This window comes from Streptomyces sp. NPDC001714, assembly GCF_042892755.1.
Lineage (GTDB): Bacteria > Actinomycetota > Actinomycetes > Streptomycetales > Streptomycetaceae > Streptomyces.
The window spans coordinates 19,932-44,120 of the sequence record NZ_JBIAUL010000036.1 but is presented as its reverse complement, the minus strand read 5'-3'; the positions used below and the strand labels follow the sequence as shown (position 1 = coordinate 44,120).

General features: G+C 69.2%; 19 protein-coding genes and 4 pseudogenes. 12 read left to right on the top strand and 11 right to left on the bottom strand.

Annotated features, from left to right (window positions below; translation table 11 throughout):
- Positions 1 to 68: 68 nt before the first annotated feature.
- From ACFY0P_RS48585 to ACFY0P_RS48575, 3 genes and pseudogenes are all read left to right on the top strand, one after another.
- Positions 69 to 479, top strand: coding sequence for a hypothetical protein (locus ACFY0P_RS48585; RefSeq protein WP_388928920.1), 411 nt, complete (start codon positions 69 to 71; stop codon positions 477 to 479).
- On the top strand, positions 476 to 2,062 hold the full coding sequence (locus ACFY0P_RS48580) for a multicopper oxidase family protein (RefSeq protein WP_388928919.1): 1,587 nt from the start codon (positions 476 to 478) through the stop codon (positions 2,060 to 2,062). The genes ACFY0P_RS48585 and ACFY0P_RS48580 overlap by 4 nt, the downstream gene beginning before the upstream one ends.
- Positions 2,063 to 2,403: 341 nt before the next feature.
- Positions 2,404 to 2,547: pseudogene (locus tag ACFY0P_RS48575) on the top strand (response regulator transcription factor); the annotation flags it as partial.
- A gap of 432 nt (positions 2,548 to 2,979) precedes the next feature.
- On the opposite strand, the gene ACFY0P_RS48570 reads toward ACFY0P_RS48575, so the two are convergent.
- Complete coding sequence (locus ACFY0P_RS48570; RefSeq protein ID WP_388928918.1) at positions 2,980 to 3,336, bottom strand: hypothetical protein; 357 nt, start codon at positions 3,334 to 3,336, stop codon at positions 2,980 to 2,982.
- Between the two features lie 1,084 nt (positions 3,337 to 4,420).
- Between ACFY0P_RS48570 and ACFY0P_RS48565 the strand changes: the two are divergent.
- Positions 4,421 to 4,744: pseudogene (locus ACFY0P_RS48565) on the top strand (TetR/AcrR family transcriptional regulator); the annotation flags it as partial.
- Positions 4,745 to 4,792: 48 nt separating this feature from the next.
- Here ACFY0P_RS48565 and ACFY0P_RS48560 read toward each other — a convergent pair.
- Positions 4,793 to 5,040 (bottom strand): annotated as a pseudogene (locus ACFY0P_RS48560) (Tn3 family transposase); the annotation flags it as partial.
- 35 nt (positions 5,041 to 5,075) lie between these two features.
- Here ACFY0P_RS48560 and ACFY0P_RS48555 point away from each other — a divergent pair.
- Positions 5,076 to 5,363 (top strand): annotated as a pseudogene (locus ACFY0P_RS48555) (zinc-binding dehydrogenase); the annotation flags it as partial.
- Positions 5,364 to 5,420: 57 nt separating this feature from the next.
- Here ACFY0P_RS48555 and ACFY0P_RS48550 read toward each other — a convergent pair.
- From ACFY0P_RS48550 to ACFY0P_RS48540, 3 genes are all read right to left on the bottom strand, one after another.
- Complete coding sequence (locus ACFY0P_RS48550; protein ID WP_388928917.1) at positions 5,421 to 6,176, bottom strand: SDR family oxidoreductase; 756 nt, start codon at positions 6,174 to 6,176, stop codon at positions 5,421 to 5,423.
- Between the two features lie 37 nt (positions 6,177 to 6,213).
- On the bottom strand, positions 6,214 to 6,945 hold the full coding sequence (locus ACFY0P_RS48545) for an SDR family NAD(P)-dependent oxidoreductase (RefSeq protein WP_388928916.1): 732 nt from the start codon (positions 6,943 to 6,945) through the stop codon (positions 6,214 to 6,216).
- 93 nt (positions 6,946 to 7,038) lie between these two features.
- Positions 7,039 to 7,875, bottom strand: a complete 837-nt coding sequence (locus ACFY0P_RS48540; RefSeq protein WP_388928915.1) for an SDR family oxidoreductase — start codon at positions 7,873 to 7,875, stop codon at positions 7,039 to 7,041.
- A gap of 94 nt (positions 7,876 to 7,969) precedes the next feature.
- On the opposite strand from ACFY0P_RS48540, the gene ACFY0P_RS48535 reads away from it, so the two are divergent.
- Positions 7,970 to 8,554 carry a TetR family transcriptional regulator gene (locus ACFY0P_RS48535; RefSeq protein WP_388928914.1) on the top strand — a complete coding sequence of 195 codons (585 nt, stop codon included), beginning with the start codon at positions 7,970 to 7,972 and terminating at the stop codon, positions 8,552 to 8,554.
- Positions 8,555 to 8,849: 295 nt separating this feature from the next.
- Positions 8,850 to 8,975 carry a hypothetical protein gene (locus ACFY0P_RS48530; RefSeq protein WP_388928913.1) on the top strand — a complete coding sequence of 42 codons (126 nt, stop codon included), beginning with the start codon at positions 8,850 to 8,852 and terminating at the stop codon, positions 8,973 to 8,975.
- 4 nt (positions 8,976 to 8,979) lie between these two features.
- Here the strand turns inward: ACFY0P_RS48530 and ACFY0P_RS48525 are convergent, their stop codons facing one another.
- The 3 genes from ACFY0P_RS48525 to ACFY0P_RS48515 form a co-directional block, all read right to left on the bottom strand.
- Complete coding sequence (locus tag ACFY0P_RS48525) at positions 8,980 to 9,741, bottom strand: maleylpyruvate isomerase family mycothiol-dependent enzyme (RefSeq protein WP_388928912.1); 762 nt, start codon at positions 9,739 to 9,741, stop codon at positions 8,980 to 8,982.
- Positions 9,742 to 10,342: 601 nt separating this feature from the next.
- Positions 10,343 to 11,269: a DUF6924 domain-containing protein gene (locus ACFY0P_RS48520; RefSeq protein ID WP_388928911.1), complete on the bottom strand. Its 927-nt coding sequence runs from the start codon at positions 11,267 to 11,269 to the stop codon at positions 10,343 to 10,345.
- A 176-nt stretch (positions 11,270 to 11,445) separates the two neighbouring features.
- Positions 11,446 to 11,628, bottom strand: a complete 183-nt coding sequence (locus tag ACFY0P_RS48515; protein WP_388928910.1) for a hypothetical protein — start codon at positions 11,626 to 11,628, stop codon at positions 11,446 to 11,448.
- A 33-nt stretch (positions 11,629 to 11,661) separates the two neighbouring features.
- Here ACFY0P_RS48515 and ACFY0P_RS48510 point away from each other — a divergent pair, with 33 nt between their 5' ends.
- The gene (locus ACFY0P_RS48510; RefSeq protein ID WP_388928909.1) at positions 11,662 to 12,021 is read left to right on the top strand and encodes a hypothetical protein; all 360 of its coding nucleotides are present in this window, start codon (positions 11,662 to 11,664) and stop codon (positions 12,019 to 12,021) included.
- 72 nt (positions 12,022 to 12,093) lie between these two features.
- On the opposite strand, the gene ACFY0P_RS48505 is transcribed toward ACFY0P_RS48510, so the two are convergent.
- Positions 12,094 to 12,909, bottom strand: coding sequence for an SAM-dependent methyltransferase (locus ACFY0P_RS48505; RefSeq protein ID WP_388928908.1), 816 nt, complete (start codon positions 12,907 to 12,909; stop codon positions 12,094 to 12,096).
- 408 nt (positions 12,910 to 13,317) lie between these two features.
- Positions 13,318 to 16,962 carry a hypothetical protein gene (locus ACFY0P_RS48500; RefSeq protein WP_388928907.1) on the bottom strand — a complete coding sequence of 1,215 codons (3,645 nt, stop codon included), beginning with the start codon at positions 16,960 to 16,962 and terminating at the stop codon, positions 13,318 to 13,320.
- Positions 16,963 to 17,371: 409 nt separating this feature from the next.
- Between ACFY0P_RS48500 and ACFY0P_RS48495 the strand changes: the two genes are divergently transcribed.
- The 3 genes from ACFY0P_RS48495 to ACFY0P_RS48485 all read left to right on the top strand — a co-directional run bounded on the left by ACFY0P_RS48495 (position 17,372) and on the right by ACFY0P_RS48485 (position 20,772).
- The gene (locus ACFY0P_RS48495) at positions 17,372 to 17,821 is read left to right on the top strand and encodes a hypothetical protein (RefSeq protein ID WP_388928906.1); all 450 of its coding nucleotides are present in this window, start codon (positions 17,372 to 17,374) and stop codon (positions 17,819 to 17,821) included.
- A gap of 53 nt (positions 17,822 to 17,874) precedes the next feature.
- Positions 17,875 to 18,462: a hypothetical protein gene (locus ACFY0P_RS48490; RefSeq protein ID WP_388928905.1), complete on the top strand. Its 588-nt coding sequence runs from the start codon at positions 17,875 to 17,877 to the stop codon at positions 18,460 to 18,462.
- Positions 18,463 to 18,945: 483 nt separating this feature from the next.
- Complete coding sequence (locus ACFY0P_RS48485) at positions 18,946 to 20,772, top strand: serine/threonine-protein kinase (RefSeq protein WP_388928904.1); 1,827 nt, start codon at positions 18,946 to 18,948, stop codon at positions 20,770 to 20,772.
- 30 nt (positions 20,773 to 20,802) lie between these two features.
- Here the strand turns inward: ACFY0P_RS48485 and ACFY0P_RS48480 are convergent, their stop codons facing one another.
- Positions 20,803 to 22,182, bottom strand: coding sequence for a sigma-70 family RNA polymerase sigma factor (locus ACFY0P_RS48480; RefSeq protein WP_388928903.1), 1,380 nt, complete (start codon positions 22,180 to 22,182; stop codon positions 20,803 to 20,805).
- A 102-nt stretch (positions 22,183 to 22,284) separates the two neighbouring features.
- Here ACFY0P_RS48480 and ACFY0P_RS48475 point away from each other — a divergent pair, with 102 nt between their 5' ends.
- The gene (locus ACFY0P_RS48475) at positions 22,285 to 23,100 is read left to right on the top strand and encodes a hypothetical protein (protein ID WP_388928902.1); all 816 of its coding nucleotides are present in this window, start codon (positions 22,285 to 22,287) and stop codon (positions 23,098 to 23,100) included.
- Positions 23,101 to 24,189 lie beyond the last annotated feature (1,089 nt).

Below are 24,189 nucleotides of genomic sequence, written 5' to 3'. Positions count from 1 at the left end.
CGCCGTCCAGCATAGGGCAAGCCAAGATTGATTGCACCGAGATAGTCTCGGGTGGCACTATCTTGGCCATGCCTAATTCGATTGTGCGGCCTTGGCCCCTCGCGTTCTTCCGGGTCGCGGTGACCTGTGAGGCCGCCTTAGCACTCGGGCAGGCCGTACTGGCCGGCAGTTTCCTGTCCGGTCACTACCAAGCCCTCGACCTCCATGCCTTCAACGCCACAGCCACCGGGCTGACTGCGGTGGCGCAGATCGTGGCCGCCCTGCTGTTGTGGCGACTCGGCGGCGGGCCGAACTGGCCGTTTCTGGTCAGCATCGCACTCTTCGGTGCAGAGGCGGGGCAGATCGCCATGGGGTATGCGCGCGTACTCGCCGTACACGTCCCGCTGGGTGTCGCGATCATCGCCTGCACGTTCCTCATGCTCGTCTGGGCCTGGCGCCCGGCAGCAGGCCCGAACTCCGCCCCCGAGGAGCGCGCATGACTGACGGCATCACCAGACGTCGCCTGCTCACGGCTGCAGCCCTGGGCGGCACCGCACTCACCGCGGGCGGGTGGGCTGTGATAGGAGGATCACTGACGCCCAGTCAACCCGGTCTTCTGCTACGCAGCCAGGCGCCCCTGCCACGGCCCTACGCGGTACCACTGCCCGTCCCGTCGGTACTCGCGGCGACGCGTTCCAGCGGCACCACGGACGTCTACGAAATCACCCAGAAAACCGCGCGCCTGCGAATCCTTCCCGGGCTCGAGACCACCGCCTGGACGTACGGCGGCACCTTCCCCGGGCCGACCCTGGTCTCTCGCTCGGGCCGCAGGACGGTGGTACGGCACCGCAACGAACTGCCGCACCCGACCGTGGTCCACCTGCACGGCGGCCACACTCCCTACGGCAGCGACGGCTATCCGACCGCGCTGATCCTGCCGCGCGGCGGCACGGCCTCCCACACCGATGGAACGGCCGGGATGCCGGGCATGGCCGGCACAGCCGGTTCACGAGACGCTACCGCAGTCGAGCGTACGTATACGTATCCGATGGACCAGCGGGCGGCCACTCTCTGGTACCACGACCATCGGATGGGTTTCACCGGCCCGAACGTCTGGCACGGCCTCGCGGGATTCCACCTCGTCCACGACGACGAGGAAAAGGCCCTGTCCCTGCCGGACGGAGAACGAGACATCCCCTTGATGATCGCCGACCGGGCCTTCGCGGCCGACGGAGCCTTTCGGTACCCCGCTCTGGACGCGGCGCAACACACGCCCGGTGTCACCGACCCGTACATGGACGGCGTCCTCGGCGACGTCCTTCTCGTCAACGGGGCGCCCTGGCCTGTACTTGAGACACAACGGCTGCGCTATCGCCTCCGTCTGCTCAACGCCTCCAACGCCCGCCGCTACCGTCTGGCACTTGATCCTCCGCCGCCGGGTGGCGGCGGTCTCGTGCAGATCGGCGGCGACGGGGGCCTGCTGGAAAGGCCGCTCGCGCACGACGCCCTGGACGTCGCCCCGGCCGAACGCTTCGACGTGATAGTCGACTTCTCCCGCTACCGGCCCGGCACCCGCGTACGGCTGGTTAACCGGCTGGGCAGCGGCAGCACGGCGAAGGTCATGCGCTTCGATGTCTCCACCGCCCGACCACCGGCCGACGACTCGCGCATACCGGACCGGCTGACTGCCATACCCGCGCCGCAGCCGGAGCGGGCAGCGGCGACCCGCACCTTCCATTTCCAGCGGCACTCCGGATCCACCGGCTGGACGATCAACGGACGCCCGTACGAGCCCGGCAGGCCCCTGGCCACCGTCCGGCTCGGCATCTCCGAGGTCTGGCGGTTCGTCACGGACTTCCACCACCCTGTCCATCTCCATCTCAACCACTTCCAGGTCACCGCACGCAATGGCCGCTCACCCGGCCCCTACGACGCGGGCTGGAAGGACACCGTGGACCTGCGCCCCGCCGAATCCCTGGAGATTGTCACCCGTTTCACCGACTACCCCGGCCGGTTCATGCTGCACTGCCACAACCTCGAACACGAGGACATGGCCATGATGGCCGACTTCATCACAGAGTGAACGAGCTTCGAACGCCTATGGGATGACACGGTGACGGACTCATACTTCCGTCACCGCCTCGAACGGCACCCTCGCCTGACACACAACAAACGGGGCCAACCAGCCGTCCCGGCCCTCGACGACCTCCGACCTGGGCCGGAGAACCGGTCAACTTGCCATGCGGGGCGTGGACGTTCTCATTCCGAACCTCCTGTGCCGGTTCCACCGGTCAGGTGCGACGTTGCATGCGTTCCCGGAGTCTCGGTCGGCTGCCGGCGTTCTTCCGCTCGGCTCTCGACCAAGTCGGCTCATGCTGTTGAGCATTGGCGGCGCAAGCACTGGCTGGGCCCCGACGGGAGTTGCTGGTGGCCGTCGGCGGTACCAACGCCGAGATCGCCACCGAGCCGTACGCCTCACTGTCCACGGTCAAGACGCATCTGTCCGGCGTCCAGCTCAAGCTGTCGGCCCGGAACCGGGTCGAGATCGCCGCCTGGGCCTGGCGCAACGCCACCACGACATCCGACTCCGAAGGCCCCCCTCTTCCTTTTGGCGGCGTCGAGCACCTGATTCGTCTCGTCGTCGACCCATACCGCGAGGTGGACGCCAACTGTCCTGCTCGGTGTATCGCTTCGCTCACCAGCAAGGAGTTGCTCGCGGGAGCGCAAAACCCGCCACGAGCGGTCCGAGCGTGTCGTCAGCGACGCCGAACCGTTCGCCGTACCTTTGCCGCTCGTGCGGGAACCTTCCCTGCGCTCCGGACGATGGGGGCAGTGAGGTTTTCTCAACGAGACGATCTCGATGGGTTCTGAAGGGCCGCCCGGCTGCGGCTTGATCGGGAGTCGGCTGCAGACAAGCGTGAAACCCCCGGTCAGGAGACCTCTTGTGTGAGAGATCGCCTGACCGGGGGCCCATGTCGGCTGGCCAATTTGGCATGATCATCACCGTGCCGGGTGGGGCAGCCCGAGCTTCGCCAGCACTTGGTCGAGGATCGCGCCCTGGTGCACTTGCTCGAGATGGCCGGACTCAGACGCGAGGACACCGTTGCAGCCCGTGCGGTGCACGATTGCTGTTGCGGACGGCTTGCGCGGATGCCCGGCGGAGAAGAAGTCGAGTTCCAGGTACCCGTGGTTGTCCGCCGGACAGGGCAGGAAGCCACCGTTGAACGTCAGCGCGTTCAGGTAGCTGGTGACCGCCCTCACCCGAGCGTGATCGGAGACGGTGACGGTCCGCAGCGCGGGTTGTTCCGTTGTCGTCGGCGTCAAGGTCGACCCGGCAATCACCCGGATCGAGACCACGTTCGAGGGAATCAACCCGGCCGTGGCATGCGAGGGGTGTCGAGCGCCGACCAGGGGAGCTGAGACAGCCGAGGCGGGAGAGCCGATGACAGTAGCGGCGGATACCGCCCGAGCTGCGCCGCATCCGGTCAGCCAGGGGGCAGCTCCGCAGAGCGTCAGGGCTAACGAGAGGTTCCTGATGAACCTGTGGGAAAGAAGCACGCCGGTTCGACGCAGCGGCGCCCAGGCCGGTTCCGCAAGCAGCAGTCAGGTGCGCTCGACAAGCTTGGATCTTGATGGCGAGTCGGTGTGAGGCCTCTGGTAGGACAGGTCCGCCAAGATCATGCCCGTAACTACCAGAGGCCTCAGGTTGGTGACCTACGCTGCCACGCTTGATGTACCGCGCCACGTGGTCGAGTTCCTTGCCCGCCTGCTGACCGCGCATCGCCGGCGGATCGGCACGCCGAAGGGCTCGCGGGCGCTGGGACCGTTCCGGCAGGCGGTGCTGGTTCTGCGCTGGTTCCGCGAGCACGGCTGCGTGCACTGCCTGGCCCGCGATGCGCGGGATCTCGCAGACCACCGGCTACCGCTATCTGCACGAGGGCATCGCCATCCTTGCCGAGCAAGCCCGGGCCTGCACGACGTGTTGGACCGCTGTTGCCGTGGGGGCCTGACCCATGTGATCTTGGACGGCACGCTGATTGAGTCCGACCGAGTGGCCGGCACCCACCTGAATGCTGGGGGCAGGGAAGCCGACACTTGGTACTCGGCCAAGGACAGGGCCATCGGAGGCAACGTGCAGTTCCTGTCCGCACCGGGCGGTACCCCGTTATGGGTCTCCGAGTTATGGGTCTCCGACGCCGAGCCTGGTTCGGTGCCGGACATCACCGCGGCCCGCGCACTGCCTGCCCGCCCTCTACCAGGCCGCGGCCAATGGACTGCCCACGCTCGCCGATGCCGGTTACCAGGGCACCGACATCGGCGTCCACCACCCCGTCAAGAAACCCCGCGGCGGCTCCCACCTGCAACTTCCCCCCCGACAGCCGGACCTACAACGCGCTCCTGCGAGGCATCCGAGCCCTGGGTGAACGGGCCGCAGCCGAGCAAGCCGCCAGCAGAGGCCCCGCGTGCGTGGACACGCCTATTCCTGGACTACGTCACCGCCAAGTACGGCATGATCGACGCCCTGCGCGCCATCGCCGCGACGGGAAGCAATCCTTATGGTCACAGCCTGGAAATGATCCAGGCCGCCATTACCTCACTCATGGACGCCTGCACGGCCGCTGGGGTGATCCGCACTGATATCCGGCCCACCGACATCGGCGCTGCCCTGGAAGGCATCGCCCTCACCTCGGCGGGTGCTGAACACCGACAGCAAGCGGAGCGCCTGCTCGACCTCACCCTGGACGGCCTCACGGTCCGCCCGTGAGGACGCGTGCGTGCGTCCGCTCCACCACCGCGGGGCCTCGGGCGGCCATTCCTCGCTGTCGTCGTCCTCGTCCGGCTCGGGCCCGTCGGGGGTCGCGTAGCGGGCACAGGGCGCCAGCGGCCGGGACGCCGGCGGTGAAGCTGTAGCGGCCGAGCAGGTTCAGGTTGCGGTGGCTTGAGCGGGGGCAGGCGGGCGATGTCCTCATCGCGGATCTCGTGGCCCTCGGCGCGGAGCTGGGCGATGACGGCGTCGATGTACTTCGTCGTCCAGAGGACGATGGCGTTGAGGACCAGGCCATCGTGGTGTTCGGAGCTGGCGAGCGGTCGGGCTTTCGGCCGTGCTGACCGCCCGGAAGGCAGGAGCAGAACACATCGTGGTGGTCGACCGATCGCCACAGCGCTGTCGGCTCGCGGTGGAACTCGGGGCCACTGCGGCCGAAACCGTATTGTCTCCCGATACGGTGCACCGTCTCCTGGGCACAGGAGGAACCTTCGACTGCAGCGTGGACACAACAAGGGTCGCGGCACTGATGGAAACCGCTGCCGAAGCCGTCGGCGCCGGCGGGACCACCGCCATGGTGGCGGGGGGAGCTGACCGACTCGCCTTGCGGCCGGTGTAACTCACCGGCAGCGGAGGCGGCGCGCCGGAGGCGGGCGTGGTCCGGCGCGCCGCGTGATCACTGAGGCAGGCCGCCGGTTACGGCGAGGGTGCTGCCGCTGACCCAGGCGGCGAGGTCACCGGCGAGGTATTCGGCGGCGTCGGCGACGTCCTTGGGGGCGCCGATGCGGTCGGCGATGCGGCCGGCGGCCTGGATGCCGCGGAACGGGGAGTCGCCGGGTATGGAGTCGATGAAGACTCCGGCCTCGTCGATCGGGCCCGGCTGAATGGTGTTGACCGTGATGCCACGCTCGGCGAGCTCTCGGGCGAGGACCTCGGCGAAGTAGCGCCCCGGGGCCTTGGTCGCGGTGTACAGACCGGCCCCTGCCACGGGGCCTGCGATGGCGGTGGAGGCGATGTACACGATCCTCCCGTGGGCTGTGGTGTGCTTCGCGGCCCGCTGCAGGGTCAACAGCGCGCCGCGGGCGTTGACGTTGACCATGCTGTCGATCTGCTCGTCGGTGAGGTCCACGATCGGGGCCCCGAGCAGCTCAAGGCCGGCGTTGGCGACGACGATGTCGATGGAGCCGAACCGTTCCTTGGCCTGGGTGAACAGGCGGTCGACGTCGGCGGGCTTGGAGATGTCGGCCTGGACGGCGATGGCCTGCCCGCCGTGTGAGACGACTTCCTTGAGCGCCTCGTCGGCGTTGGCGGCGTTCGACGAGTAGTTGATGACGATGTTGGCGCCGAGCTGGGCGTAGCGCAGTGCGATGGCCTTGCCGATGCCGCGGGCCGAGCCCGTGATGACAGCGGTCTTGCCGGTGAGGTCGGTCATGGTCTTCCTCCTGTGCGGATGGTTCTGCGGGTCCGGGTCAGTGAGCGGCCGGAGCGGGAAAGCGGTACTCGGTCTGGGTGCGGTCGGTGAACAGCCGCCAATAGGTCTCGGCGAGTTCGGCGGGGTCGATGACGTGCATGCCGGTGGTGCCGCCGGTGATCTCGGCGAGCTGCTCGGGCGACATGGCGTTGTACGCCTCGCTGTGCTCAATGAGCGCCGACAGCGTGACGACTCCCGCGTAGACGCCGGCGTCGGCGACCTCACCGTGCAGGGAGTAGACGAAGTTGCGGATGCCGGCCATCGCCGGACCGATGCCGCTGATGAAGGGCTGAGGGTCGGCGGCCGTGAACCCGCCGGTCACGATGAACCCGCCGGTACTGCGTTCGATCATCCCGGGCAGCACCGCGTGCGCGATCGCGACAGGGCTGAGCAGGAACAGGTTCACCCAGGGGCCAAGGCGTTCGGCGTCCAGCTCGGCGGCGGGGACGAATGCGGTCCCGCCGGGAAGAGGCTGGTAGGAGACGACGTCGATGCGGCCGTAACGGTCTTTGATCTCCTGCACGACCGTGGCGGCGTTGGCCGGGTCCGACAGATCGGCCGGGAACGCGTCGGCGTCGATGCCCTCGGCGGCCAGCTCGGCCGCCATGGCCTGGAGCCGGCCGGCGTTGCGGGCGACGAGCGCCACGCTGAAGCCTTCTTTGCCGAAGCGGCGGGCGAGGGCGGTGCCGAGACCGGGGCCGGCACCGAAGATGGCCAGAACCTTGGACATGGGGATCTTCCTTCGTGTGATGGGCAGGCGTGATCGCCTGGTGGCATCGCGGGGCAGCGTCGGAGTACCGACGCTCCGCCCGGCGGGGTGGGATCAGAAGTCGATGGAGGCGGCGGTCTGCTTGCGAGCGTCCAGCTCGGCGATGCGGCCGGTCAGAGCGGCGCGCATGGCGATGTAGGCGTCGCTTCCCAGGACCAGCCGGCGGGGCGCGGGGGTGGAGTCGGCCGAGGCGATGATCGCGGCGGCGACCTTCTGCGGGTCACCGGGCGCCTCAGCGGTGACGTTGTCGACACTGGCGAGGTACGCGCGGATCTGCCCGGCCGGGCCATCGGCGTACTCGGGCATCGCCGGCGCAACGTCGAGGTTGGCACCGAAGGTGGTGCGGATGATGCCGGGCTCCACCATGGTGATCCCGACACCGAAGGGCTCCACCTCTGCGATCACCGACTCGAAGAAGCCCTCCACACCCCACTTCGAGGCGTGGTACATGCTCGCGCCGGGTGTGGTGATGTGCGCACCCATGGTCGACATCTGGATGAAGCGGCCGCCGCCCTGGACGCGGAAGTGCGGGAGCACGGCACGCAGCAGGTGGATGGGCGCCGTCATATTCAGCGCGATCTGCTCGTCGATCGAGGCGACGGTCATCTCCTCCGCTGCGCCGGCGGATCCGCGTCCGGCGTTGGAGTAGACGACGTCGACCCGGCCCAGGCCGGCGAACGCGCGCTCGACGGTGTCGTTCAGCGCCTTGGTGTCGGTAACGTCCAAAGGAGCCGTCCACAGCTGGTCACCGAAGCGGTCGGCGAGGTCGGACAGGACCTCGGGGCGGCGGGCGGTCGCCGCGACGCGATCGCCCCGCTCCAGCAGCTGCTCGGTGACGACGCGGCCGATACCGGCCGAGGCACCCGTGACGAACCAGGTCTTTGAAGCCATGACCACTCCCTAATCCAACCGTTTGGTTTAGTTGCTTGGCCTCAAGCTACGGCGACCCCTCTGGTAAGTCAAACGGTTGGTTTATTCTGGTGTCATGGCTTACGACTCCGCTGCAACCAAAGCCCGGCTCCTGGACGCGGCCTACGAGGAGTTCGTCCGGGTCGGCCTCGCCGGCGCCCGCGTCGAACGCATCGCCAAGGCCGCCTCGGCGAACAAACAGGCGATCTACCTCTACTTCGGGTCCAAGGAAGACCTGTTCGACGCAGTCATGGCCGACCGCCTCCGCGTTCTCGCCGACGTCGCACCCATCACCGCCGACGACCTGCCCGGCTACGCAGGCGCCCTGTTCGACGCCCTGGTCGCCGACCCCGGCCTCCAGCGCCTCAGCCAGTGGCGCGCACTGGAGTTCCCCGAAGCATCGGAAGCCGAGATCGAATCCCACGTCGCCAAGGCCACCGAGATCGCCGCCAGCTACGGCGTCCACCTCAACCTGGCCACCGACCTGATGATGATCACCCTGGGCGCAGCGATGGCCTGGAACGCCACAGCAGAACGCATCCGCAATCCCCTGGGCGAGCCCGAAGAGCAGCGCGCCGCTGCGCACCGCGAAGCGGTCGTCGCCGCGGTCACCGCGCTGACCGAAGCGCTCACCGACGCACCGGAGAAGGCGACCTCATAAGCATCCGTACCTGGTTCATCACCGGCGTCACCAGCGGTCTGGGCACGTCCGCGACACGACCTTCGCCGAGGATGACTCCCGCTGCGAACCGGCAGCGCACCACGCGCCATGGCCACCTGACGCAACTTGGCCATCGGCGTCCTGAAGCTCGCCGGCATGTTGTCGCCCGGCTCCGCCCCCACCACCAGGGCGGTCGCGGTGAGGTCGAGCGCGGTGAGAGCGGCGCCGACGATCACCAGGGGACGCCCGACCAGAAAGCCTGGTCGTAACCATCCCCTTCCTGGCTGAGTCGGCAGTGCTGCGGGAGGCGCTCGGGCGCGAGCTGTACGAGGCCGTACTGGCCCTCCGCCGCGCGGGGGCGGAGCTGTTCGCGATGTTCACCGACGCGGACGTCATCGACGCCGTCCGCTCGCGGTATTGACCGGCTACTCCTCGGGCTCCCAGGCGATCAGCTGCTCGAACACCCGCTGGTCGCCCTCGATCTTCAGGTCGCTCAGCGTGAGGCGGCCCCAGACGAAGAGGAGCAGCTGCTCGGCCGTGCCCGTGGCCGAAGCGGAGGGGGGCGCGGCGTCGTCCGTGAGGGGTGCGGGCCAGGCGCCGGTGTCGTCCAGCCTGAGGAGCCAGGAGCGGCCCTCGGTGGCGTGGTAGTGGACGGTGGCGGCCTCGTGCGGCCAGGCCGCCGGGGTGGAGTTGCAGGTGTCGAGAAACTCGGCCACGCCGTCGATCGCGACGTGCACCGGCATCGGCTGCACGGCGCCTGCGGCGAGCTGGGCGTCGTAGGTGTGCACCAGCACCTCGTGCACCCGGCGCCGGGCAACGCCCCAGGCATTCGCCGGCGACACGCCGGCGCTCCACCACGCCCAGCACTCGCGCTCCGGGCCAGCCTCGCGCAGCGCACTCAGCAGCAGCTCGTTCGACTCGGTATACCAGGCCAGCAGCGCCTCGAGCTCGCGCGGCACCTCTGCGGCATCCTTGGCCGGCGGAGCCCCGGCCGGGCCCGCGGCGACGATCGAGGCCCACCAGCGCTGGCCCGTACCCAGGTGCTGCACCAGATCGAACAACGGCCACTCGGGGCAGGACGGCACCGGCGCGTCAAGGCTGGGCGCGGCAGCAACCGCACTCCGGAACGCGGCCGACCGCTCGTCGATCAGGTGCAGCAGGGCGGAATACTCAAGACTCTCTGTCACATCGCTTGCCTATCACCCCAGTTCAGCCGACCGCAGCCTATTTTCCAGGCCGTCAGCTGCGGGAGTTACAGCGGCTGATAGAAAGCCCGGCCGTAGCAATATCCCCCTTCCGGATGGCTCGCTGAACAAGTCATGGGGAAGTCATGGGGGAACGGTCCTCCGGGGATGGTGCCGGATGACCTCTGGGGGCGGAAACCCGGCCGGCTGCCTTGCCGACGTACAGCACTGTCGCGCCGGGCACCCAGGCGCTGTTCAGGGTGGAGGCCCTCGTGGTGGGGTCGTGGCCCTGGCGGTGGCCGGCGGGGCTGCGTGCGAGGAAGACCTGGCGAGGTGGGGGGCACTATGACGTAGATGCCCTCCCCGGCGGAGACGGTGCCCGTGTGGGAGTTCAGCGAACGGCACGAAGCCGACGAAGCCTCTGCCTGCGTCACGCGCGTCAGGGGCGCGTGACGGCCCGCTGAGGCCGCGGCGAGGCCGTTTTCGGCAGGTTCGGCTCGGGAGTCATCGTGCGACTGTCTCCACGGCGGAGCGGCCGGCCCGGAGGTCGGGGGTGGGGGTGCAGAGCGCGCCAGCCTTCGTCTCCCGAGTGAACCGGACCTTGTCAGCGGGAGCATCGGTCCTCGGCCACGAACTCGTAGAAGTCCATGTTGGCGATCTCCAGGTTGCACACCATCGATCCGACCTCGCGGCATGGAAGGACGGCCTGTTGCCCCGGGGTGTCGTACAGGTCGACGACGGTCAGCGGTCGTCCGGTCTCGGCAAAGGTCCGGGCGTCGGCGAGCGCGACCAGCGTGGTGTGCTCCTCGGGCGGGACGAGCGCCGGGACGTGGCCCGGCTGGAGCCCTTCGAAGGCAGGGTTGTCGACGAGTAGCGCTGTCAACGGGTAGTGCTCCACGTCGATCTCGTCCGGGTCCAGGTCCGCGCCGACCCAGCCGTCTTCGTCTGTCCCGCCCAGTTCGTCCAGTAGGGCTTGCCAACCTGCCTCGTCGTCGAAGCAGGTGCGGACCAGCAGTGCCGCCGGGGTGGATGGAAGTGACGGGAAGGACCGGCGTGGTGGCGTGGGCGTGGGGAGAGCCGGCCGGCCGCCACTGCCCTGGTATGTCCCGCACCGGTCCATGTCGTGCACCAGGTCGTCGAAGGAGAGTTCGCCGCCCAGCAGGTCGGCGAGGATCTCGCCGAGCCGGGCTGACGGGATCCGGACGCCACGCCCGGGTATCTCCGCCAGGTCCACCAGCAGCGGCCCGTCCCCGCCGTACACCACGGGGATGTCCGCCAGGACGACGACCGGCGGCACGGGGCTGCTGTCGGGAACAAGCGCCGGGATGTTTCCCCCGTGCAGGTGGCCCCATCCGCCGTTCTCGGCCATACGCAGCCGCACCCCGCTGCCCTCGACGACGAGCCCTGCATTCTCCCGGCGGGCCCCGATCTCGTCGAGGAGCCTGCCCCACAGAGCCCTGCCGTCCTCGTAGCACGTACAGACCAACAGCACCTCACCGGGCGCTGGCTGGGGAAGCTCGGGAAAGGACATGTCTCTCCTGCGGCAGTGTCAGCGGTCAAGGGCCATCGACGCCCAGTCGATGCCATGAAGTCCGTCGAACGTGATCCAAACCATGCCAGGCACCACTGACAACAGGAGGCGTTCCCGGTGGGACCGATTGAAGGCGCGAGCCGTCCCGTTGGCGTCCGACGGCTCGACGATCACATTCAGGTGAGGGGCAGTTCGCCAAGCCGCCGGCCCTCATCCGCCTTGGCGGCAAGTAGGGCGGCGATGTCAGCGTCGCCCGTGAAGGCCGGGCCTGTCCACCGGTCCGGGACCGGCGCCGGCGCGAGATGGATCTCGGTCCCGAACGTGCGTGCCGCATCGAACAGGGTCCGCAGCGTCTCCACGGTCGCAAGGCCGAGTCACGAGGAGTGCGTCGCGTGTCCGTTCCAGAAGCAATCGAGGTGATCAGGCCGTCGTTCTTCCCCTCAGGGGCCGGGCGCACGGTCCTTCTCGCCCAACTCGCCAACGGCCCAGTCTCGACCTCCGGGAGGTCAGGAAGTCTGCACGTCCCGGACGTAGAGGTGACCAGCACGGCACTCGCGGACTACTCGGCCAGCGCCCAGACCGCGGGCCCCCACCTGCCCCCGGTCCTGGTCGACGGCTTCCAGCGTCTCAGCCGCCGCCAGACGCACAGTAAGTGGCAGGTCGTCGAACGCGGCGCACAGGTACGCGACGGTGCGCCGGGAGTGCTGCTCCGCGGCGCTGACCCCGTCGGTGGTAAGAGGGAAAGGCGGTAAGTAGCCAGGTCGGCTTCAGGAACGAGGGGCGGGCCCGCCGGTGAGTGCGCGGCAGCGAGGTGAAGCCAGAGATCACGGCTTCAGCGCCACGGCTCCCAGCTGGGGTACGACCGTGGGCTCTTCGCCGGGCTCCGGCCGCCACAGCGAGCAGGACACGAGCCCGGGCTCCAGGAGCGTGAGCCCGTCGAAGAACTGGGCGACCTCCTCGCTGCTGCGGGCGGTGACCGGCGGTTTGGCGTTGGCGTTCCAGAACTCCATCGCCTCAAGCTGGAGGTCGCCGCCGAGTTCGGGCTCCGTGGTGGGATGGGTCAGTACGAGGAAGCTGCCGGGGGCCAGCGCCTCCACGAGCCGACGTGCGATGGCCCGCGCCTCCTCACCGTCAAGGACGAAGTTGAGGATGCCGAGCAGCATGAGTGCCGTGGGCTTGGTGAAGTCGAGTGTCCGTCCGGCGATGCGCACAATGGTGTCCGGGTCGTGCACATCGGCGTCGATGTAGTCGGTGGCGCCTTCCGGGGCACTGGTCAGCAGGGCGCGGGCGTGCGCGAGCACGATGGGGTCATTGTCGACGTACACGACCCGCGACTCGGGAGCGATCCGCTGGGCGATCTCGTGGGTGTTCTCCAAGGCCGGCAGGCCGGTGCCGATGTCGAGGAACTGACGGATGCCGTGCTCCTGTGCCAGACAGCGCACGGCGCGGCCAAGGAACTCCCGGTCGGCGCGCGCGATGTCACGGATGACGGGGATCATTCCGGCAACGTGATCGCCCACCTGCTGGTCGACCTCGTAGTTGTCCTTGCCGCCCTGCCAGTAGTTCCACACGCGAGCGTTGTGCGCCGTCCCCGTGTCGAGTCGCTGTACTCCGGCGTCGGCGCTCCGGTTCTCGCTCACGTCATCCTCTCCTCGCCCGCCCAAAGACCGCGTGAAACAGGGCACTTGCGGTCACGGCTGCGCTACGGCACATCGGTTGGTGTCATTCTGCCGTACGCCGCGATCGTCGCGTCCCGGAACAGGCGGGCCGGAGGAAACTTGGGTCTACGGCGCCCTGCTTGCGGCTGTCGCCGCTTGGGCCGGTCTGTCCCTGCCGGACGATGAGATCCACCAGGCGTCCTCGTGCATCCCTCCGTCCCGGCGTCGGGCCCGGGTGGTCGGGGTCGGCTCCGTAGATCCGACCACGCAGCAGCTGCTCGTCGTCGCTGTCCGTGTTCTCCTGGTTCTCCTGCCTCGCAGCCCCACCGACAACGAGGCGGTGCGGTATGAGGAAATGCGGATCCCCCAGCCGCAATCCACAGCGTGTCGTCACGGGCATGGCGGTAGATAGCGCAGTGTGCCCACGTACTGCCGCCACTGCTTGCGTGTCAGAGGGGGCGTGGCGGCGGTGCAGATCCGCTGGATGGCTCGGTTGGCATCGGTCTCCCAGAAGAGGGTTGCGCTCTGACCGCCGGTGAGCAGGGTGTGGCCGTCGGGACTGAACGCCAGCGACTGAATGCCGGTGGCAGCGACTCGCAGGGGGTCGGTCAGAGGCCTGAGGTGGTCGCCAGTGATGTCCCACAGCCGCCAGGTGTCGTCATCGGCGGCTGTGGCCAGTACGTGGCCGTCAGGGCTGAACGCCGCGGTCACGGCGGTGGTCCCGAGGGCGGCCCCGACGTCCCGGGGATGCGCGGGGTCGCGTAGGTCCCACAATCTGACGTGGCTGCCGTCCTCGGCGTTGCCCATGGCGAGGAGGCGGCCGTCAGGGCTGAAGAGTGGGCTGCTCCCCTGGAAGGAGCGGCTGATCCGCCGCGGGTGCGCGGGGTCGCCCAGGTCCCACAGGCTCGCCCCGGTGTCACCGGTCACTGCCAGCGTGTGCCCGTGAGGGCTGAATGCAAGGTGGTCGATGACGCCGTCCGAAAGGCCGGAGAGAAAGCCGGGGAGGCGCCGCGGGTGCGCCAGGTCATGCAGATCCCACAGTTGCACCCGGTCCGCACTGTCATCTGTGAGGTGGCCGGTGATGACGGCAACCAGGGTGTGACCGTCAGAGCTGATGGTGAGTTCGCCGATGCCGGTGGGGGCGGGCAGCGGTGGGGTCAGGGGGGTGGGGGTCAGGGGGGCGGTGACGTCCCAGAGACGTAGCGTGCCGTCCTCCGTTGCCGATGCGAGTACTGGGCCGGCCGGGCTGAAGGCCAGCGCCTCGCTCTGGTCCTCCGGGACCATGGCGGCGTTGACGACCCGTCTGGGATCGGCGGGTTCGCGCATGTCCCACAGCCGGAGGACGCCGTCCTCACCTCCCGTGACCAGCATGTGGCCGTCGGGGCTGAAGACCATTTCGGAACTGCTGAAGTGAGTCAGCTTGGTGAACGGCAGAGTCCAGATCTGAAGCTTGTCGTCGTTGCCCATGGCCAGATGCCGGCTGTCGGGGCTGAATGCCATCGAGAACGCCGTTTGCTTCGAGTGGCCGAGGGGTCGGCCCAGCAGGACCGGGTCCAGGGGGTTGGTTATGTTCCACAGGCGGACGGCGTCCTCCTGGGCGAGAGCGAGGATGTTGCCGTCGGGGCTGAACATCGCGTCCATGCCGGTGGCGTCGTCTGACAAGGGGGTGTCGATCCGGAGGGTTTTCGACGGGTTGCGCACGTTCCAGAGGGCGACTGTGTTGGTGTCGCTCACAGTGGCCAGCGTGCTTCCGTCAGGGCTGAAGGCGATCGACATGGCGTCGCTGCTGAACCGATGGCCGATGCGTCGGGGGTGGTCTGGGTGCCGGGTGTCCCACAGCCGCAGGGTGTAGTCGTCGTCCGCGGCGGCCAGGAGGTGCCCGCGGGGGCTGAACGCCACGGTGGTCCCCGGCAGGGGGCGGCCCGTCGTCCGGGGGTGTGCCGGTGCACGGATGTCCCACAGCTGGACCTTGTTCTCATCGGTTGCGGTGGCCAGGGTCTGGCCGTCGGGGCTGAACGTCAGGGCCACGGTCCCGACACCGTGGGCGGTGTTGAACGGGGAGCCCAGCTGCCGGGGTCGGGCGGGATCGGTGACGTCCCACAGCCAAGCGGCGTTTGTATCGCCCTGCGCGGCGGTGGCCAGGAGGTGCCCGCGGGGGCTGAACGCCATGGTCGTACCTGGCAGGGCGGGGCCCACGCGCTGTGGGTGGGCGGAGTCGCGAGCATCCCACAGCCGGATCCTGTCATCGGATCCCACCGAGCCCAGGACCTGGCCGTCAGGGCTGTAGCCCACCTGGTAGACGGCGGCGCTGGCACCATGCACGGTGCCGGACAACGGGGTGTTGGCGGCGTTGATCAATCGCGTGTAGGTCTGCGGTGATCGGCGCAGGCGGTAGGCGGTGATGTCGAGCTGTGCGGCCAGCGACACGTCCTGGTTTTCCGGGGGCACCTCCGTACCGCGCAGCTGGTCGGCTTCGGTGGTGATCTGCCGGGATACGGCGGTGTCGCGTTGCCTGTGGGCCGTGGTGCGTTGCTGGAAGGCGGTGACGGCAGCTCCTACGGCGATCAGGGCCAGGACGGACAGGGCTGCGATGAGCGACTGCAGCCGCCGCGTGGTACGGGCGGCTGCGCGCTGTTCCCGCAGGCGTGCGTCGACGCTGGCGGCCAGGAACGCCTGCTCGAGACCGGTGAGGTAGCGGCTGCGATCGGCGGCGGGGAAAGCTTCCTCTGCTGCGGCAAGGCGGGTGCCGCGGTACAGGGCACCGGAGTCGCGGCCCACATCGTCCCAGCCGGTGGCAGCGGCCGTGAGCTGCCGGTGCAAGCGCAGGCGGTCGCGTTCGGCGTCGATCCAGCCACGCAGGCGGGGCCAGGCGGTGATGAGGGCTTCATGGGCGAGGTCCACGGCGCCGTCGTCGAGGGTGAGCAGCCTTGCGCGGGTGAGACGTTCCAGGACGGTGGTGGCGTCGTTCGGGTCGCCCAGTTCGAGTTCGGCGCGCGGGGTGGGGCGTCGGGTGTCGGCAGTGCCGAAGCCGGGGGTGATCAGGCGGAGCAAGATGCGCCGGGCAAGGTCGGCCTGAGCGACGGTGAGAGCGGTGTAGAGGTCTTCTGCGGTGCGGGCGATGGCGCCGTGCAGGCCGCCCGCCGCCTCGTAGGTCTCGACGGTGAGGGCGCGGCCCTTGCGACGGCGCCAGGTCTCCCGCAGGGCGTGGGACATCATCGGCAGCGCGCCGGGTTCACCGTCGACCTCGTCGAGAATCCGTGTTGTCAGGGCGCGCTCCACGATCGTCCCCCCACTCTGAGCGGGTTTGACGATGGCCTCACGAAGCTCGTCGCGGCTCATCGGTCCGGCCAGCACAGTGCCGTCCTGCAACGCAGCCGTCAGTCCAGGATGTTCCGCGCAATGGCCGAGGAAGTCCGCACGGACAGCGATGACGACGTGCAGCCTGCTGGTGGGGTCGCCGGACGTGAGGAGGCCGTCGATGAACTTGTTGCGTTCGGCCTGGTCGGTACAGAGGGTGTAGAGCTCTTCGAACTGGTCGACGATCAGCCAGGTGTCGCCGTCGGCGTCCTTCGGTATCAGGCGCTCCTCGTGGGTGCGCAGAGGATGTTCGCCCGGGGTGAGGACGCGCAGCGCGGCCGGCTGCGGACCGGTCGGGCCCGGGGTGCGCAGACGGGGGATGAGGCCGGCGCGCAGCAGAGAGGACTTGCCGCTGCCCGAGGGGCCGAAGACGGCGGTGAAGCGGCGGATACGGGTCAGTTCGAGAAGACGGTCCGCAAGCTCGTCGCGGCCGAAGAACAGATCGGCGTCGCCGGGTTCGAAACGGGCCAGGCCCCGGTAGGGGGGCTCATCGTTCTCCTCGTCGGTGCGTGGCTCGGCCGCCGCTTCCGCGGCCGCCTGACGCCACCGCGCCTCCCACTCCTCCAGCTCGCCGCCGCAGGCCTGGACGTAGGCCAGCACCACCGGCAGCGTCGGCAACCGCTCCCCCGCGGCCGCCTGAGACAGCGTGCTCGCCCCCTGGCCGGTGCGTTGCGCCATCGCCCGGTACGTCGGACTCCCGGCCTCCGCCCGCAACTTACGCAACTCGGCGGCAAACCGTGCCACCGGCCCCGCACTCGGATCCAGCGGGCTCTCCGGACGCCCCGCCATCGACGACTCCCCTCACCGCCCCCGCCTCCCCCGTGGACGCGGCGTCGTGGCTCGTGAAGGTACGGGTGCCCGTGACAGGAGAGCAAACGAGCAGCGCCGTCTTCGGCCAAAGCCGCTACTCCTCGCCGTGACCTGCGGTGCGGCCAATGATCAGGGTGACAGAACCGTCTGCCCATTCAATTCCGGAACCGCTGGACTCGGTGATGCGCCACCCCGCGGTGGCGCCGGTGCACGGCACCGGCCGTCGCCCTCACGGGGGTGGGCGACGGCGGCCACATCAACAACGAAAGGACACAGCATGGCCATCACTACCGTGTGCAAGCGGATCGGGCTTGCGGGCGCCGCACTGTCCCTGGGCGCAGGTCTCGCCGCTGGCATCCCGTCCCAGGCGAGCGCCGAGCCGGCAGCGCCTCTCGTCGTTCACCAGACCCGGCTGTGGACCCAGGTCGGCGGCGGCGCGAACGGATACGTCGACATCAAGCACACGTACTCCGGCAGCGGTTACTACTCCGGGACGATGACCGGCACGCTGAACCACTACTGGGCACCGACCAACCGCGAGGTCGTCGTCGTCTTCAAGGTCAACGGAACCTTCGGCGGCCAGTCGAAGGTGACCAAGACCAGCGTCTCGATCGACAAGTCGTACCGCCACCGCAGGACGGTCTACGCACGGATCTGCCTGCACCGCAGGGGCGTGCCCATCGGCCTGAACTCCGGTGTCTCCTACTGCAGCCCGTGGTGGGGATGAGGCCCCGCAGCTGTCCTCGACTGATCCCCGACTCAGAGAAAGGCCGGAAGACAATGGGAAAGCAGCAGCCACTCCGGAACACCAGGACGGTGTGGGCCCTGTTCGCGCTCGTCACCGCAATCCTGACGTTGCTGTCGGTGCCGACGGGCGCCCAGGCACTCGTTTCAGGCGCCTCCGCGGCGTCGCCCACCCGCGCCGTAGGAAGTCCGGCACCGGGCTCCTCGATGGTGCGCAAGCAGGTGCCGGCCCCGGCGCAGAGCGGCGCGACTTCGCTGCGGTACTACGTCGGGTGCTACGCGCACGCCACCAAGCCGTTCACCGTGACCCACAGCAGCAGGGACATCCACGGGGAGGGCTACCTCACCTCCTGCTTCGGTTCCCCGGACAGCTGTCACCTGGGAGTGGACCTGGAACAGTACAACGGGCGCACCCACCAGTGGCACGTAGTGGCCCACAACGGAGGGTCCTGGAAAGCATGCAAGATCCGTAAGCCGGTACAGGCGGTCTACCGGAGCTGCCGGCACGACAATTCCACTCGGTGGTACTACCGGTCGTCCATCTACCTCGTCGTGGAAAAGGGCGGACGGTACGGGAATATGGGTCACACCTACAGCAACGGAAACCTGTTCTGGTGCTCCTGACGGACACGTAGAGGTAACAGCCGTCAACCGCCCTTCCAGCACACCGAGTTAACCGATCATGGACAGTCCGGCGCCGGAACCGGTGCCGGACTGTCCCGCCTGCGCGGAGGAGTGGCGGCGTTAGCGCACCCGGGGCACCCGGTACCCGCCACCCGCCGTGGGAGTCAGCCGCCGGACCTCGATGCTGTCAGGGATCCAGGAGACGGCGACGTGGCCGGCTTCACGGGCACGGCGCGGCTCCGCTCCCTCCCCGTCGTCCGTCGCGCACAGCCGCCTGCCGGGCGGCGGCCGCGCTGGAGGGCGCTGTCGAACGGGGCGGTCAGGTTCGCGGAGGCGTTGCAGCAGCCCGTCGCAGGGGACCACGCGATACGGTGCGGTTGACGAGCGTTCCTGCACGCGCATGTGCTCAGGAAAGCCACGATGCCCGGTGTGCCGACGTAGAATTGTCCGTACCTGCGGCACCGGAGCTAGGAGGCTCCGATCATGCGCGACGGTGAGCCGGACGAGCGTCGTTCGTCGGCCGTCGGGGAATCCTCCGTCGGCCGTTCGGGTACCTGCAGCTTCGAGGGCTTCGACAGACTCGGCGACTATGTGCTGTGTGAGGTGCTCGGCGAGGGCGGTATGGGGCAGGTGTACCGGGCGTACGACCTGGGCCAGGACCGAGAGGTCGCACTCAAGATCCTTTCCCCGCGGTTGCGGCTCGACAAGGAGTTCCGACAGCGCTTCCAGCGTGAGTCACGGATCGTGGCACGGCTGAACGAACCGCACATCATCCCCATTCACCACTACGGCGAGATCGAGGGCCTTCTCTACCTCGACATGCGGCTGGTCGAGGGTGAGGACCTGCGCAGCAGGCTGCGCGACCGCGGCCCGCTGCCCCTGGCGGAGGCGACGAACATCCTGGGGCAGGTCGCAGACGCACTCGACGCCGCTCACGAGGCCGAAGTGATCCACCGGGACGTCAAGCCGTCGAACATCCTGCTCAGCAAGGGACACAGTGGTGCCCCCTTCGTCTACCTGGTCGATTTCGGTATCGCCCGTTCCGGAAGAGGCAACACCCTCACCGCGCCCACCCAGGCAGTCGGAACCGCGGAGTACATGGCTCCGGAGCGCTTCCTGGGCACAGGCACGGACTCGCGTATCGACGTCTACTCACTCGCCTGCGTGCTCTACGAGTGCCTGACAGGCCGTACGCCGTTCCCCGGGCAGGAATTCGCGTCCCAGTGCCATGCTCACCTCGAGCTGCCGCCGCCTCGTGCCTCGGAGGCTGTCGCCTGGCTCCCGGCGGAGTTGGACGGCATCATCGCCAAGGGCATGGCGAAGCAGCCCGAGGAGCGGTACGCGACGGCCGGTGAGCTCGCACGGCACCTGCGGCGCGTGGCGGAAGCGGCGACCGCCGGGGGGCACGGGGCCAGGGTGGCGGACATCGATCCCGGACATCGGCCACCAGCAGGGGAACGCACCTCGCCCCGGCAGGTCACACCCTCCGCGGGAGGCAGGCCGGCCCTGGACGCCACGGCGGGTCTCCAGTCCACGCCGGACCAGGGGCACAAGCGCAACGCAGCCGCGAAGCGCGACAGCAGCCGGCGGCGCGGTTCGGGCGCGGATCACGCCACGGACCACCAGGACCCGCGAGCCCCGGATCACCGCGCAGCGACGGAAAGCCGGGTATCCCCGAAGCCACTGTTCAGGCGCAAGGCGTTCCTGATCGCTGCCGCCGTCGCGGCAGGGCTGTGCACCGGCCTGCTCGTGTTCGGCCTGCGGTCCTCGCCCTCACCGCCGACGGCTTCCACCGCACCCTCTGCCAACCAGACGCCAGGACCGGGGGCAGGTACGTTGCCGGCGCTCTTCACCACGTCGCTTCCGGCGGCGGACGACACCAACGAGACGGTGAGTCCGGCCGAGCAGCCGCTGATGCGGTCCTCGCACTTCGACCACTGTCGCCCGATGCAGAGCATGGAGAACAACCATGCGGTCCGCGCTGCCGTGCATTGCTGGGTGGACAACGGCGGCCCTGGTGGCAGACCGGCCGTGGCGAACTTCTACAGGTTCGACAGCTCCGACACCCTGGACAAGGTCATCGGTGCGCAGACCGCCCGAGCCGGGAAGGGGCCCTGCACGGGCGCCGGGCCCGCTGCGCAGAGCTGGCCGACCGGCAGCACGGTCGCCTCTGGAACGCTGTACTGCTTCACCGGCCGGGACGGACCCACATTGGCCTGGTCCGACGACCGCCAGGGGAAGGCCACCCTCCGCGTCGTCGGCGGCTCCGAAATGCAGACGCTGTATCACTGGTGGTCGGTGAACCATTGAGTGTCCTGCACCACGGGCGCCGGACTGTGGTCAGCTCGTCGTGATCGACAGCAGCGGCCCGCTGTCCGTGTCGACCTCGAACTGGGCGACCGCATCCACGCTCTTCGAGATCGCGCCGGGGATCGGGACGGTGCCGGAGCCGTTGCCCGCGAGCCAGCTGGCGGCGGTTTCGCGGCTGCCCTCCAGGCCGACGGCGACCAGCGTGCAGTGCGTCTGGGAGGGGACCCCGGATACGTTGAGTCGTACTTCACTGCCCCAGGGTGTGGGGGCTGTGGTCACCGTGGCCCTCACGCCCGAGGCCTGGTCGGACGCCTTGAAGGTCCGGGTGCCCGGCGCGCCGATCCGGGAGGTGGTGCCAGGCGACGACAACCGTGACGCCACCACCCAGGTGACGGCGGCGACGACCACCACCAGAGCGAGCACGGCGGCATGCCGCCGCCACGCCCGGAGCGGCTGGTCGCCGGCTTGCTGATGCATCTCGTCGAGGGCCGTTCCGCCGGGCTGGGCCTGGGTGGCTTCATCGGGCGTGAGCCGACCACCGGCGTCGCGACCGATCACCACCGTCCTCTCCGCCCCGGCTGCGGCAGGGGAGGCGCGCCCCGGCATCACATCGGCTTCGCTGACGCTGTCGAGCAGCGGGACGAGCTCGGCCAGCGCGTCCCGCTCCGCCCGGCAGTCGGCACAGGTGGCGAGGTGGGCGGCGATCACCCGTGCCTCGTCCGGCGCGAGCTTGCCCAGCACGTACGCACCGAGTGAGAGCCGGGCGGGGTCGAATCCCGAGGTGTGCGTGCGCATCTCGTCGCCCCGGTCGGTACGGGCAGGAGCGACGGGGCCTGACGCCACCCCCGCGTGCCCCGCCGCCGTACCGTCCGCGACCTCGGGGCCACCACCTTGGGGGCCCCGCTCGCACAGCTCGCCGCGGAGCTGCGTCAGCGCGTGATACAGACGGGACTTCACCGTTCCGACGGGGACGCCGAGCGCCTCAGCTGTCTCGTCCATACCCCTGCCGCGATAGAAGGTCTCCAGAAGCACGGTGCGTTGGGTGGGGACGAGGGCACGCACGGCCTCGGCCACCCGCCAGGCCGGGGCGGATCCGCGTCGCCCGTGCTCCACGGTGACCTCTCCGGCGGGCCTATGGGCGGGCTCCTCCGGACACACCGCCAAACCAGGCTCGGCGGCCAGGCCGCGCAGGACCGAGCGCAGCCACTCTCGGCGGGATTCCCGTTCCGGGTCGAAGGAATCAAAGTTGCGCCAAGCCCGCAGAAGCGCCTCCCGCACCAGCGCCTGCGCCTGCTGCCGATCTCCCGACGTGAGATCCATGGCCTCGTTCAGCAGCGGTTCGCCGTGCTCGGCGTACATGGTCAGCAGCACCTCCTCGTCAGGGCTGAAGCCACTGCGCTCAGCGTTCACGATGGTCGATCACTCCCAAATGCACCAGATTGTCGAGTTATACCGCATAGTGAATATTACTCTATGCAATAGATTTGCGACGCTCCGTAGCAGGGAGGCAGCGTGAGAAGAGCGCTCTACGCCGTCATGGCGTTGGCGACCATGGCGTCAACCGCGGCACCCGCCGCGGTTGCCCAACCCGGCGGCGTCCAGCGCTACCAGGCTCCCCTCGACCCGGTTCCCACGAACCGGGTCAACGGGTCGGGCCTGGCCAACCTGCAGCTCAGCGGGACCCAGGCACAGATCACGATCGAGACCGCCGGCCTCGTGAACAGCTGGCACGCCTTGCACATCCACATCCACGGCCAGGGCAAATGCCCCGATGCCTCGATGGCGAGGCAGCACAACCAGCACACGGCGATCAGCGCGACCGACGGCGCCGCCGCCTACGGCGAGATCATGTCATCGCTGACGGTGAGCGGGGATACCAGCCCGAGCCGGGCGTTCACTTCGGACCGCTTCCCCTCAGGAAGCAATCTCGCCTACGCACGAACGGTGACGCTCGACAGCGACACCGTGGAGCAGTTGCAGGACGGCAAGGCGGTCCTCGTGGTCCATGGCATCGACTACGACGGCCACGGCCGGTATGACGACGCCCTCGGGACCAGCGAAGACGACACCACGCAGACCCAGGAGGCCACCGCCCCGGCACTGTGCGGAACCTTCAGAGCGCTCGGCGCCTCCGCATCCCAGTCGGCCGCGCCCAGCACCGGCCCCACCGGCTCCGAACCCGGCCAGTACGCACAGCAGGGGACGGGCACTGCTAGCGGGACGAGCACGGTCGACATCATCGCGCTCGTCCTCGCCTCGGCGGCCTTCGCAGGAGCCCTCGCCGCGGCGTTCTACAGCCGCGCCGCCCTGAAACGCCTCGAACGCTGAATCTCCGCCCCGCCCGGCACCTACCGGACGGGGCACCATGATGCGGCGAATTCCAAGATCAGCCGAACTCCAGGGCACCAAGGAACACAGTGCGCGAGCGCTCTCGGTGACGACAACGCCACGCAGGTCGATCCGGTCCAGCAGTGGAGCGAACGCGGGAATCTCGTTGCTTTCGGCGGTGACCTGGCGCTGAGCGACCACGGTCTGGCAGGCGTGCAGCGCGGCGGCGAACAGGTGGACGCCGGTGCCGTCGGTACGGGATCCACGCACGGTCTTGCCGTCGACGGCCAGGCCGACCAGCGTGTCGCCGGGGTCGCAGACCGGGTCGGCGACGTGCCGGGCGAGCCAGGCACCCACGGCGTCGTCCAGTGCGTCGCCGTCCAGGGGGCCGGGAGGCGTCCCAGCGTGGAGGCGTTTCGGTGTGCTGGAGGTCAGCCCGAGTTGTTCACGCAGCCCGGTTCCAGCGGCAGCACCAAAGGCTCCTGGGAGTCCACCGCCCCCAGCACCGCCGTCTGGATCTGCCTCCGATCGGCACCCGGCAACCCGCCACCACGCAACGCCACACCCCGTCCCGTTCCGCCACATCTCATCGTGCCACCAGCCCCGTTGCCCCTCCAGACCACACGACGGGCCCGGCCCGGCAGCAAATCTGACGGCGCATGACACCGTTCGCGAACGCCGAGCGGCTGCCGCCGCATACGTCACCTTCAGGCTGTGCGGTGACCGGACGGTCGCACGTGGTCGCAACCGGAGAGGGGCGGAACGTGGTGAACGTTGGGACGTAGCCGCTGTGGCAGCAACTCGCCGTCACCGAGGGACTGCCGGACGAGGCACTGCCCACGGTGATCGCAGCGCTGTGCACCACCTCCCGCGCCTTCTACGGCATCGACATGGGCTGGGCCACCCTGCTGCCGGCAGGGCAGGGCCGTCGCGCCGCCCACCGTCGCACCGCGCATCGATGGCCACCGGGGTGGGGGGGGGGGGGGGGGGGGGGCCCCCCACCCCCCCCGCCGCGCCCGGGGGCGCGCCCGGGAGCGCCCCCCCGGGCTGGGGCCGGGGCGGGTCAGGGGGTTCGGGGTTGAGATGTCG